This window comes from Vibrio sp. V23_P3S9T160, assembly GCF_963886625.1.
Taxonomy (GTDB): domain Bacteria; phylum Pseudomonadota; class Gammaproteobacteria; order Enterobacterales; family Vibrionaceae; genus Vibrio; species Vibrio anguillarum.
The window spans coordinates 33,209-45,482 of sequence record NZ_CAWPDB010000171.1; the positions used below are offsets into that span (position 1 = coordinate 33,209).

General features: G+C 44.1%; 15 protein-coding genes. 10 read left to right on the top strand and 5 right to left on the bottom strand.

Annotation, left to right across the window (positions count from 1 at the left end; genetic code table 11):
* The first annotated feature begins 1 nt into the window (after position 1).
* The 3 genes from AACU59_RS16230 (at position 2) to AACU59_RS16240 (ending at position 2,591) form a co-directional block, all read left to right on the top strand.
* Complete coding sequence (locus AACU59_RS16230) at positions 2-1,873, top strand: MFS transporter (protein ID WP_094145257.1); 1,872 nt, start codon at positions 2-4, stop codon at positions 1,871-1,873.
* Between the two features lie 98 nt (positions 1,874-1,971).
* Positions 1,972-2,370 carry a thiol-disulfide oxidoreductase DCC family protein gene (locus AACU59_RS16235; RefSeq protein ID WP_094145258.1) on the top strand — a complete coding sequence of 133 codons (399 nt, stop codon included), beginning with the start codon at positions 1,972-1,974 and terminating at the stop codon, positions 2,368-2,370.
* 5 nt (positions 2,371-2,375) lie between these two features.
* Positions 2,376-2,591, top strand: a complete 216-nt coding sequence (locus AACU59_RS16240) for a hypothetical protein (protein WP_237666623.1) — start codon at positions 2,376-2,378, stop codon at positions 2,589-2,591.
* 171 nt (positions 2,592-2,762) lie between these two features.
* On the opposite strand, the gene AACU59_RS16245 is transcribed toward AACU59_RS16240, so the two are convergent.
* Genes AACU59_RS16245 through AACU59_RS16255 form a run of 3 tightly spaced genes read right to left on the bottom strand, consistent with a single transcriptional unit; the run spans position 2,763 to position 5,336 of the window.
* Complete coding sequence (locus tag AACU59_RS16245; RefSeq protein WP_094143067.1) at positions 2,763-3,683, bottom strand: hypothetical protein; 921 nt, start codon at positions 3,681-3,683, stop codon at positions 2,763-2,765.
* Complete coding sequence (locus tag AACU59_RS16250; protein ID WP_094143069.1) at positions 3,683-4,789, bottom strand: phage tail protein; 1,107 nt, start codon at positions 4,787-4,789, stop codon at positions 3,683-3,685. Before AACU59_RS16250 ends, AACU59_RS16245 begins: the two co-directional genes overlap by 1 nt.
* Before the next feature lie 4 nt (positions 4,790-4,793).
* Entirely contained in the window at positions 4,794-5,336 is a 543-nt protein-coding gene (locus AACU59_RS16255) for a phage tail protein I (protein ID WP_237666624.1), read from the bottom strand.
* A 124-nt stretch (positions 5,337-5,460) separates the two neighbouring features.
* Between AACU59_RS16255 and AACU59_RS16260 the strand changes: the two genes are divergently transcribed.
* From AACU59_RS16260 to AACU59_RS16280, 5 genes are all read left to right on the top strand, one after another.
* Positions 5,461-5,889, top strand: coding sequence for a hypothetical protein (locus tag AACU59_RS16260; protein ID WP_094143071.1), 429 nt, complete (start codon positions 5,461-5,463; stop codon positions 5,887-5,889).
* A 138-nt stretch (positions 5,890-6,027) separates the two neighbouring features.
* Positions 6,028-8,238 (top strand): phage tail tape measure protein, encoded by a 2,211-nt coding sequence (locus tag AACU59_RS16265; RefSeq protein WP_094143073.1) that lies wholly within the window; start codon positions 6,028-6,030, stop codon positions 8,236-8,238.
* 50 nt (positions 8,239-8,288) lie between these two features.
* Positions 8,289-8,522 (top strand): DinI-like family protein, encoded by a 234-nt coding sequence (locus AACU59_RS16270; protein ID WP_064626351.1) that lies wholly within the window; start codon positions 8,289-8,291, stop codon positions 8,520-8,522.
* A 58-nt stretch (positions 8,523-8,580) separates the two neighbouring features.
* Positions 8,581-8,811, top strand: a complete 231-nt coding sequence (locus AACU59_RS16275) for a hypothetical protein (RefSeq protein WP_044144328.1) — start codon at positions 8,581-8,583, stop codon at positions 8,809-8,811.
* A gap of 14 nt (positions 8,812-8,825) precedes the next feature.
* Positions 8,826-9,173 (top strand): hypothetical protein, encoded by a 348-nt coding sequence (locus tag AACU59_RS16280; RefSeq protein WP_001900867.1) that lies wholly within the window; start codon positions 8,826-8,828, stop codon positions 9,171-9,173.
* A 56-nt stretch (positions 9,174-9,229) separates the two neighbouring features.
* Here AACU59_RS16280 and AACU59_RS16285 read toward each other — a convergent pair whose 3' ends face one another.
* On the bottom strand, positions 9,230-10,285 hold the full coding sequence (locus AACU59_RS16285; RefSeq protein WP_064626350.1) for a DNA-methyltransferase: 1,056 nt from the start codon (positions 10,283-10,285) through the stop codon (positions 9,230-9,232).
* A gap of 178 nt (positions 10,286-10,463) precedes the next feature.
* A complete protein-coding gene (locus AACU59_RS16290; RefSeq protein WP_094143075.1) occupies positions 10,464-10,667 on the bottom strand; it encodes a hypothetical protein in 204 nt (67 codons plus the stop codon).
* Between the two features lie 174 nt (positions 10,668-10,841).
* Between AACU59_RS16290 and AACU59_RS16295 the strand changes: the two genes are divergently transcribed.
* Positions 10,842-11,867, top strand: a complete 1,026-nt coding sequence (locus tag AACU59_RS16295) for a hypothetical protein (RefSeq protein ID WP_237666625.1) — start codon at positions 10,842-10,844, stop codon at positions 11,865-11,867.
* Entirely contained in the window at positions 11,864-12,271 is a 408-nt protein-coding gene (locus tag AACU59_RS16300; protein ID WP_064626347.1) for a hypothetical protein, read from the top strand. Before AACU59_RS16295 ends, AACU59_RS16300 begins: the two co-directional genes overlap by 4 nt.
* The last annotated feature ends 3 nt before the right edge of the window (positions 12,272-12,274 follow it).

A 12,274-nucleotide genomic window follows, 5' to 3' on the forward strand; every position in this document is an offset into this window, starting at 1 on the left:
AATGAGTCAATCTCAATCTTCATTGCTGACTCAGCAACGATTTCTTCCGTATTTCATCACCCAGTTTTTTGGCGCATTTAACGATAACATCTTTAAAAATGTCTTGCTGCTATTGGTCGCGTTTGCTGGAGCGAACGTGTTACCGGTTTCCAGTAATTTATTTATTAACCTTGCTGCAGGGCTATTCATTCTTCCTTTTTTCCTTTTTTCTGCCTCTGCTGGTGTGCTTGCTGACAAGTACGAAAAATCCGCTTTCATTCGTAAAGTGAAATTGGCTGAAATTGGCATCATGTGTCTTGGCGCGATCGGTTTTATGACCGAGAGTTACGCCATTTTACTGTTATTACTGTTTTTAATGGGGACACAATCGGCCTTTTTTGGTCCAGTCAAATACGCTTTACTGCCGCAACAACTCAAGCCGAATGAATTGGTTCCGGGCAATGCGTTAGTAGAAACAGGCACATTTTTAGCGATTTTATTAGGCACATTGGGCGCAGGGCTCATTGCCTCGATGCCCCACACTAAATACGTGGCTGCTGGCGCGGTGGTTCTATTTGCGTTATTAGGCTATTTAGCCAGCCGTCATATTCCTAAAGCTCCTGCTTGCGCACCCGATCTCGTTTTTCGCTGGCAGCCCATTAAGCAAACCAAGCAGACCATTGCGATTGCCAAACAAGACCGTACTATTTTCCAATGCGTAATGGCGATCAGTTGGTTCTGGTTTTTAGGTGCTGCCTACTTAACTCAATTTCCAAATTTCACGCATCACTATTTATATGGCACAGAGAGCGCCGTTTCTTTTTTGCTAGCACTGTTTTCTGTTGGCATTGCCACTGGCTCATTGACCTGTGACAAATTATCGCATCATAGAATAGAGATCGGCATCGTGCCTATCGGCAGTTTTGGCATTACATTATTTGGCTATTTAATGGCAACCTCCGTGCCAGACAAATTACCTCAATTTACTGATTTTTATCAATTTATCAGCTACCAATCACTATGGCCGATGTTTCTTTTCCTATTGTTGATTGGCGTCTGCGGTGGCATCTTCATTGTGCCTTTATATGCGCTAATGCAGCAGCGTGCTAAAGTCACTCAACGCGCACAAGTCATTGCCGCTTTGAATATCTACAACTCACTATTTATGGTGGCGAGCGCACTATTAGGGATTGTCTGTTTGAGCTTTCTTGAGCTTACGATCCCTCAGTTCTTCATTATATTAGCTTTGCTTAATGGCTTTGTTGCACTCTATTTATGCTACCAAGTCCCGGTCTTTTTGGTGCGATTTCTAATGTGGATGCTCACGCATACCATGTATCGAGTCAGCCACAAAAATCTTCATCACTTACCTGAAAAGGGCGGAGCACTGCTGGTGTGCAATCATGTTAGCTATATGGATGCACTGTTGCTGAGCGCGGTTTGTCCTCGCTTAATTCGTTTTGTGATGGAAGAGGATTACGCCAATTTGCCGCCACTTCGTCGCTTTTTGAAACGTGCAGGCGTGATACCTATTTCCGCAACGCGTCGCGGTTCTATCCGCCAAGCCTTTAACGATGTAGAACAAGCATTGGCAGAGGGGCATATCGTCTGCATTTTCCCAGAGGGACGGTTAACCGCGGATGGCGAAATCAGCGATTTCATGCGCGGGATGGATATTATTTTAAAACGCAGCTCTGTGCCTGCCATCCCCATGGCATTGAAGGGATTGTGGGGAAGCTATTTTAGCCGTGCCAAAGGGCGTGCCTGCTGTGGGCTACCGACTCGTTTTTGGTCACATATAGAAATTGAAGCTGGCGAGCCCGTCCCACCAAAAGAGGCAACAACACAAGTGATGCAACAAAAAGTCGCCGAACTCAGGGGGGATTGGCGTTAGATTGGAATTGAGTGCAAACCAAACACTAGCTTGATCTTACACTGAAGACTGAACGTACAAATATGTTATTAACGGGCTTTTAGGCTGACGACATACATATGAGTATCCCATCTTTAGTGATTTTTTTCGATGCGCAGTGTCCTTTATGCTGCAATGAAATGCGTTCATTAAAAACCTTCGATCACCATGGTCGGGTTCAGCTTATCGACATAAATGACGGCGATGCTATGCGTAGCTTTCCTTCTATCGACAAAAGCAAGGCGTTATCGATACTGCATGGCTTAGATCAACAAGGCAATCTGCTTTATGGGCTGGATGTAACCGTTCTAGCTTGGCGTTTAGTCAACAAACATCGCTGGTTATTCATCACGCGCTTGCCCATCCTAAAATGGATTAGCGACCAAATTTATCTCCTTTTTGCAAAACATCGCATGTCGATATCTCGCTGGTTTAGCCATGCTCAATGCCGTAATGGCGTTTGTAAAAACAGAGAGTGATAACAATGAAATACCTCATTATTGGCGCCTCAAGCATCATCGCCCAAGCTTTTATAAGGGAGCTCAAAGCGCAGACTTTAGCGCCAGAAATCGTTACCGTCTCAAGACAAAAATATCTCGCCCAATCCTCAAGCGAACATTTTCCAACCGACTACAGTATCGAATCAACGGCCTTGATTGCCAAAACATTGGCCGACATGACAGCGGCGAGCGAGCATTAAAACATTCTAAACGTAATAGTTAAAACACTTTTCAATGCGAGATTAAGCGGAACAAAGCGAAATTTAACGAAATATAGCCACATTAAAATTGAATAATGTGAGTGCGTAACGAAAATAAAAAAGACGCGATAGTTTCGCGCCTTCAAGCTATGTTTCTCCCTCGTTTGATATTTATTTCAATGTAAACAACATTGGACGTTCGCCAAATGGGAAATCAATCGACTCTGGGTAATCACTTAGAGCTTTTCTGTCCTGAAGTAATCTTAAATAATCTGCTTCTGCTTTAATTGGTGAGGTGCGGAGCTCAACAGGATAAGCTTGGTCTTTTTCGTACTGGTCAATACGATCCAATACGTTAGCTAATTCACTATTACGCCATTGTCTTTCTTCTGACGCTTTAAATGGGTAGTGGCGTTTAACGTCGTATTGCCAAATGCCATCAAGCCAAGAATCATAGAGTTCAGGCTCTATCAGAGTGTGCGTTTCAGGTAGTTCTCCAAGCTCTTCAATCAGGTAGTTTTCATCCTCATCACGATCTTTGGCATAAGCGACTTTGTTGCGATGATCGATAAAGGACTGCCATTGCCCATTAATGAGTTTTACCGCATAACCATCTTCAGCCTGTAGCGGCTCTTCCCACGTATGCTTATCTGGTAACTCAAAATTATAATCTGAGACTATAAATTGTTGTCCATATTCGTCGTAAAACTTCTGGCCAATGAGGATATCGTAAATTACCCACTGCTCATTTTGATACAAAACGGTTTGAATATCTGCATCATATTCCGGCGGAGCCAGAAGAATCGCGCTTTCTGGATACTGCCCATTGGGAGAGCCAACGACAAATCGTTGGCCATTCTCGTTGTAATACTCTTTCCAGGTCATATCTTCTATCTCATCAGACCATGCATCTAATTCACGGTCGTAACGAGCAATCATGCTGGGCGTTGATGGTGTGTATATATTTTGAGTAAAATCAGAGCCTAACGCAGTGCCTTTTACTACGTGCTCTACGGTGTTCTCAATCCACCAACCGTCTCGAGTCATGCGTGAAACGTTAACGGTTTTAGATGTACTAAAGAAGGTTTCCATTATGCGAGCCTTACAATCCAGTTAATTTTGCGATGGTTGATCGTATTTTTCAATGCACCAAACAGTGCAATTGTGACAGCATGGGCGTGAGATCCCATTGGGATAGAGTGGTAGTGATTACCTGCAGCGCTAGTATTAATATTTCCACCAGATCCATTTACGTCAGTTTGGTAACGGTGAGAACCACCACCAAAAGCCGCGATGCCTGAGAAGTGGGTGTGATTACCACCATTCGCGGTATTTTTAGATCCTAAATCAATACTGCTTACCGTTGAATTTGGGTGCCCGTGGTTTTTCACTTGACCCTCTTCATAAGCACCTACTGCTTCTCCGTCCTCTTTACCAATTACACCACAACCACGCATGTCCGGGATAATGCCGTTAGGAAATACCTTAGCCAATTCGGTATACACATTGACGTCAAATGCCTGACCTTTAAACATACCAAATCCTTCGGGTGCGACATCGGTAAACCATGGAATAGCCCCACCTACTGGAAAGATTTTCGCCGCAAACTTAAGCCACAAGTTGTTAACCAACCTGTCCATAACGTGAGCAACATCGAGCGCGTAAAGAAACTTCTTAATGGTTAAGAACGTATTATCATTCGTGCCCTCAACAACTTGAGCGTTCGTTGCGATTTTAGCGATTCCCCGCTCTAGCTCTGTAGCTTGAGGATAAATGGGGGTGACTTCAATAGTGACCACGGATGCATTATACAAATCAACGGAGCACTCGATTTCAAGCTGGATGTAAGCCTGCTCAAGTGATGGCACTAAACTTGGAGTGTAGGAACTGTAGACAATCAAGTCTCCTTCATCATCATACAAGCCAAACTCAAGAATGGTCTCTCCTGCAAATCGTACGCTGTCTACATAGACAAGGGCATTGATCCAGCTCTCCGTTGTATTACCCTCATTGATAACCTGACGGCCAAATTCATTGACCAGTTGTGTAAACGTTGGGTCGGGTATCACGTACTCAAGATTCGAGTTTCCCAAAGCCATCTCAACGATATTCACTTTCGTACCCGCTTGGTATGCAGCGTCTAATTTTGCCATCCCTACATGCGTGAGCACCGCTGATTTTAAAGCTTCATTGGTCATATAATTAATCCATTAGAGTTACGGTTATTCTTTTACGGCTGCGAGTCCGTATACCTGCATAGAGTCCACCACGGCTTATGGGATTTCGCACAATCATGTTCCAGTGTTGGGAGCCTTGTTTATTACTTTCTACTAAAGTAACTACATTTTCGTAATCCTTTTGAGTCAGACCGCCTTGCTCTTGAGTTGCTTCAACCAAGAACGTGCCTTTTGTACCCAGAGGCTGCATTTTGTGCCATACCGTCAGTTTAGGGTCAAAGCCTGTCAGGCTTAGTGCTCGCTCTACTGCCCAAATCGTGCCTTTGTACTTGTAGAGAGCCAGAGCATCTTTAACGATTTCCCGTTTTCTTTCGACGCTCCAAGCATCATCCCAGGTATCAACACGAAACCACCAAGCTAGCCATGGCAGATATGACTCATGCACATGGTCAATATCAAGCACCTGCAACCCTTTAATAGCTGAGCGAAGATCGTTCATTTCCTCGGTAGTCAGGCAGCTTAATGTTCTTAGTCGAATGTCTTGCTTTAAGATTTTGGGAAGCATCATCACGTCTCGTTTATCCAGTGGTTACAGGATATCGAGCATCGAGAACTTAATTTCCGTTCGGCAGATGACAGTGTTATATAAAGACACAATGCAGGCTCTGAATAACTCACATCGAGACTGAGTCATGAGCACTGAAAATAAAACTAAAAACACCGTTGAAACCGCCTTGAAACCGGAAGCTAAGGTTTTTACGTTGGAAGACATTGCACGAGCAATGATGGAATTTGAACTCTGTATTTTGAATACCCCAATCCACTTTGGCGGCATGGAACTCAATTGTGCGAAACGGGTTCGTAAAGCGCTGGTGAAAGACCGAATTGAAGCAGTACGCTTCACCAAAGAGCAATACGGGTTTGAGTCAAACGATGCCATCACCGCGCACATTGCATCGAGCATTTTGGTGTTTGGTGAGCGTACTGATGAGAAGCGAGATGAACACGGAAAGCTTACGAACCTCAGCATGAAAAGTGAAGTGGTCGTTCCTGTCGATATGCTCATTAACCTGCCGTACGAAGAGCACATCAATCTGGCTCACTTGATGGGAAAGAGCTGAATCTCGCTCGAATCAAATCGAGAATCTTTGACCAATCCTTTCACCTACTGACGAATAAGAAAATAGGCATTGTCTCTGTCGGAGAGCTAATGAATACCGATTGGGCGCAATACAACTACTTCATAGAGGTCTTTAACCATGGCAACAAGTAATAACAGCGGGTACGCATTAGAACTCATTGTTGGGGTTAAAGACGCCTTTACGCAGCAGTCAAAGAAGATTGAGAATGAGTCGAAAAAGCTGGAGCGAGAGTTTAAGCAGCTACAGAAAACCACCGCTGATGTTGATGCATTTAAGAAAGCCGAAAACGCTCTGAAGGAATTGAATCAACAAGAAACCAAAAACAAAAAAGCAATCACAGCCCAAGAGCGTGAGCTGGAGCGGCTTGGACGAACACTTAAAAATACGGGCGTCGATGTTAATAACATCGCTCAGGAAGAAAGACGACTGCAAGCTGAAATCCAAAAAACGAACCAAGGACTAAAGCAACAAGGGAGTGCTCTACAGCATATAGAGAAGATAGGCACGATTGCTGGCGGCGCTATGGCTTCAGCAGGACTTGCTTGGGCAGGCAACGATAAGGCAAGAAATGAGCGCCTTCTCGCTGCTCGCAGTAGCTATTCACTTGAGGAGGTACAATCAGCATCCCAACGTCAATTCCGTACAGACTTAATTCGCATGTATGGAGCAGACCAGGAGAGCATATTTGCAGCTCAAGCGTTAGCCAAGCAGCAGAACTTGGGCGAAGAAGACACTCAGGCACTAACGAAAGCGACTATCCAGTTGCAAAAGATCTTCCCTGACTATTCATCCCCTGAAACCGTTCGAGCACTTGCCAATATTTCAAAAGGCTTTGGTATCAGCATTGAGGAAGCGGCGAATAAACTCTACGCCACCAGCTCAATGGTTGGTGATGCTAACGGGGATTTACTCGACACCTTTGCTGAATACTCACCTTTGCTTGGCGATAAGATTTCATTCGACCAATTTGCAGCTTCCATCGTTCGGGCACGTCAAGCAGGCGTTTGGAACACTGATAAGGTTGGGGACTCATTCAAAGAATCTTTTATGGCTCGTTTCAGTGATGAAGGTGAGTTTGCCAAGCTTGTTGGTGAAGGTGACAAAGCAGGAACCGTTGATGCAATTGAGGATGTCGATTTACGCAACCGTATAAAGGAGGCCGCTTACCGAGTTCGCAATGACGTGGCAACTGGAACCGCTCCTGGTAATAACTATGCTGCATTGTTGGCATTGGTCAATAGTGTAAGCCAAACAGATGCCGCCGCAGTTAAACCAATTCTTGAAGCGATTGGTGGCACCATTATGTCTGAGGATATTGGCACCAAAGGCTTAAATGCAATGCAGCAAGGGATGCAAGAAGGCGCTAAAGTATTTGAAGGTGTGGACTCACTTGATGATGCTGCGAAAGGCATATCCACATCCATAGACAAAGCCACACAATCATTCAATTCAATGACTGATACCGTATCTAACAGTGCAGCCAAATTAATTGATAAGTTTGATGGCTTAGGGAATGCGGTTTCTAATGTAACAGGCTCTACTACTGGAGCGATGAACGATAACTCCGCATTAGGTTACGCTGGTCTTGCTGGAGCTGTTGGAACCGCTGCATTTGGCGGCTTACTTTTAAGCCGGTTAGGTAAAAAAGCTGTCGGTAAAATTCTCGGCACGGCAATGGGATCTCAAGGTGCTTTCAAACCTGCGGGTATGTTTAGTGGGCTGTTTACCAAATCTGCAGCAGAGCCTGTGGCGAACGTTGCCAAAGGACCGAGCTTTTGGTCTACAGCAGGCCAAAAGGCATTAGGTGGTGGTAAAGGTGTTCTCAAAAAGCTTCCTGTTATTGGTACAGCGCTCAACGCTGCATCCATCGGAATGAGTGCAATGGATGGTGATACCGAAGGCGTTTGGCGTAGTATCGGCTCTACCGTAGGCGGTGGACTTGGTGGACTGACTGGTGCCTTATTTGGTGGTGTGGGCGCACTCCCTGGAACAATAGGTGGCTCGATTGCAGGTGATGAAATTGCAGGCTGGCTGTATGACGTTTTCAATGGTGGAGACGATAAAGTTAACCAGCAAGCCGTTGCCCAGGTTGAACAAACCGTACAGTCAGCAAGCGCTCAATCAAGAGCCATCATCAATCAACCACCAGCGACCGTTGAGGTCAGTTTTGCTCCCGTCATTCAGATTGAATCCGCCAGTACCGAACCGGATGTGATGGCTCAAACTTTAGTGGCAGCACTTCGAGATATGACCCCACAACTCAAACAAACCCTCCACGATGTGATGGATGATCTATGGAAGGATATGGATCATGTTGACCTCGGCTAAAAATAATTATACTGTTTATCTATACAGTATAATTCGAGGCGAGGTTTGTTATGCGTGTTGAAATGATCGTTAAAGCGGATGGTTTACCAAAAGACAAGTTCTCTTTGATTGAACCGGAAATTCAAAGGCGCTTATCGGTACTTAATCCTGATGTTCGGATTCGTATACGTAAGGGTGAAAATAATCACCTTGAGATTATGGACAAGAATAAAGACAACAAGGAGAAAGCCCACGAGATTTTAGAAGAAATGTTCAACGAAGCGGACGAATGGTTGTACAACTAGAAACCAGAAGTGATGTATTGTTTAATGGCTATATCTTTATGAATTGAGGGAAAATTAAATGGCGCGAAGAACACTTTTACTACCACCCGAACACGGTTGCAGTCTTGTTCTTGTCGAAGAGCTTGACGCCAATGGAATGGTATTATCTATCTCATACGAAGTGATTGATGTCGATGGAAATACCAAATCTTATCCTAGCAAAGCTGCGGCTAAGGCAGCATATGCGAATAGGGTTTACGAAGCAGAACAGCGCTTAGGGATTTCAAACTCACCACGTATGTGGATGTAATTTTCAGGGGAATTATGAAATACAACAATGAACTGTATCGTAACCTAGTTGATACGTTATCCGAGTTTATTGATCACACATGTAATGGTAAACACGCAACGGATACCAGCCGAGATGTATTTTGCCATCTCGCCATACTGAGTGAAGTCATTGAACACGACTCAATGAAAACGACCGATTTAGTTGGTCGATTCATTAACTTGATTTCTGTTGGTGGCCATTTGATGTGCCGCTTGGAACCTTCATATCTTGAGTCAGATACCCACCAACTTTGCTGTACAGTTATCAAGCATCTGAGTGAGTTATGCGAAGTTCAGGAATATCAGGTCTCGTATTGGCTAAAATATGCCAGTGGCAATTAGATGACTATTGAAGGTAACAAAGGCGCAATCAAGCGCCTTTTCTTTTAAGTTGCGGACTAACATTTAATATTTTTTATCGACGCCAACGCTTGTTCAAATGTTTCCTCTTCCATTTCAATACCGATAAAACGTCGATTCAAACTCAAACAAGCCTTACCGGTTGAGCCACTGCCCATAAATGCATCGAGCACCACATCGTTCTCACGACTGCTGGCGGTGATGATATGTTGCAGTAAGTCTTGCGGTTTCTCACAAGGATGTTTACCAGGATAATATTGCACAGGAGCAAACTGCCATACATCCGTATAAGGCACCTCACTGGTGACAGAGAACGGGCGGCGTAAATGTTCGTATTGGGCTTTTAGATCATCGTATTCCAAAACCAAACTTTGATAGCTGTTTTTTAAGGCATCATACTCTTCTACCAGTTCGCCATGTGTTTTGGCCAACAGCCCTTTTTTGTTGGCAAAGAGCCGTTGCAGCTTCTGGTACTGCTCTTTGCTTGGTAATGTCCACTGGCTTTCACTAAACCAGTGTGAACACATTTGAGTGCCTGTAGCCTCATTGATTTCTTTCGCTGTCACTCCGAGCTGTTGACGAGCCTCAATAAAATAATCCATCAATGGTTTGAACACTTGTTTCTTTAACTCGCTGCACTGAGAGGCATAACCTGAGCAGCCTTTTGCATAACCTTCAGCATTATAGTGGCCAGCAAACAAGATACGCTCGGTTGCCGGGAAGAACATACGCAAATCAGGCTTGTGCATTCTGCGCCATGGGCCTGATGGTTTAGCCCAGATGATATGGTTAAACATTTCAAAACGATTTCTGATGAGAAGTTCCGTGTCACTGGCAAGTTTTGAACCACAGAACAAATAAAGGCTTCCTGAAGGTTTAAGTACTCGCCAGAATTCGAGTAGTACCTCATCTAGCCACGCTAAAAATGAAGTGACATCTGGCCACTGGTTATCCCAGGCTTGACGTTTAACTTGGAAGTATGGCGGGTCGGTTAAAATCAGATCCACAGAATTGTCTTCAAGTTTTTTAAGGTAAGTTAAACAGTCGGCATGAATGAGGGTTGCACGACCATCGTGCAGAGTGTGTTGGTGCATTCTAATCTCCTGTTGCAAGAGCCTTGAATACAAAGAGCGAGTGAAGCCGCCAGCCATAACGAATTAAAGCTGGCGGCGTTTTGCTGCTTCCTCTCCAATTCCTTTATTAAAAGGCTCTGGGTCTCAGGTACTCAAGGCATCAAAACACCAAGAGAGTTTATCACCATTAATACTGTCATTATATACAGTTGTTAGTGTTTTTAATCAGGTGGTGTAAATCGGCGAATGGCACTTGTGCGAGCTGCTCCAGTACAAAAGCAATATGATGTTCACTGTATTCGGGGTGTTGCGCGGCAATGATGTGTGGTTTTACCGCGCCATAACGCGAATAGGTTGCGATCGTTTGTACAAGCTTTTGTGCCCCAGGTGCAATCGTTAACATGTTGTATCCCCTGCAATGAACGAGACCACGACACTAACTCTGGCACACCATACCATCCAGTCTTATTTATTGAGGACACATAAATAATAAAGTGGGCAGCGGGCAAATTTTTGCCTGTCGATTTTTAAGGTTATCATGCGAAAATGGAATTCAATGTCAGTCAGGAGATCTTCAATGCCTATATACGATATGTTTGATAAAAATAAACTGTACAAATGTCCTGTGGGTCAAAATCCAGAGCTCTGTAAATGCGGCTCTTGCCAAATGCAGAGAGATTGGGACAAGAGTGCTGCCGCTCTAAGAATGGCTGAAGCCAAAAATTTTGCATCATTGGGATCTGCTATGCCCATGACTCGGAGTGTTACACCACCTGAGCCTTCGAGAAAAACCACCAAAGAAAGGCTGGAAGCACAGCGAAAAGCGAATCTGGAGGCCAATGATAGAGCGTTTGCCGAGGTGCAAGCACGCAATAAACCACAGATCGCCGCAGAAAATATGTATTGGCCACCTTATAACCCTTTAGCGCCAGAAGGTAAGAAAGACATCCAGATAGAGTATGTGAAACCGATAGTGAGTATCGCGGTGCTGTCGTTGGAGGAAGCCCAAGAGCTATACAGCAATTTAGGTGGGAAAGAAACGATAGGCACCACTAAGTCTTATAGTGATTTAGCTAAAGGAACAGCGGAAGCTTACGCTACTGCAAAAGGGCTGGGTGGGCTCGGTGTTAAATCATCAACGAAAAACATTCATGGTCAAGACTGGGTGATTATTCGTGATTTTCGTCGTCATCAACAAACCTTAATGCAAGGAAATAAGTGGGGAGCAAGTAATCCAAAAGTGGTTCAAGCTGGACTCGGTTTGAACGATCTCAAAGGTGCAGTTCGGTATGTTCGGTTTAACGCAGGTATTGAAATCGCGTTTGCGGTGGGAATTAATGCTGCCGATTACATTTTACGTGATGAGGCGACGTTGGCAGAGCTTGGAGTCAATACGGCTAGCGATTTAGCTAAAGGATTTATATCACTGGTAGGAGCTGCGTTGTTCACCGCTGTTGTAGTACCAACAACAGTTGGTGTTTTATTCAGTGGAATGACGTTTGCGGCAGCGTCATTTATACTTGGCAACGCATTAGATGTAGTTGATGAAAGTAACGGTTATTCAGAAACGATTACTGAAGCAGTTAAGGAATATTTTCAATGAACTACTTAAGAGTCATCTTTTTGGGGTTGCTGGGGGGGCTAGCTTATTTTCAGATTTATGAACAAATAGGTTCAGCATTCTCAACCAATTCAGTGATAAAGGTGGACGGCTTGTTGAATGTTTGGGCGAGTTATAGTGGTTTACTTATCTGTACTTATCTGACGATTTATTACTTAAAAGACATGTTTCACCTTTCAATAAATATCGGCAATGTCAACAAAGTGGGGATACTGATATTTGTTGTTATTGCGCCTCTACTAACGATCGTAACATTCGGCCAAACTAAATCTAATGTTTCTAGTTATGTCGAATGTAAAAGTGAACGAAAGATTTCCAGTCGTTATTCAAGCCGAACGTATGCGATCAATGAAGAGTTGTGTTCGGCTTTAAGTCAGCATGATTAGTTA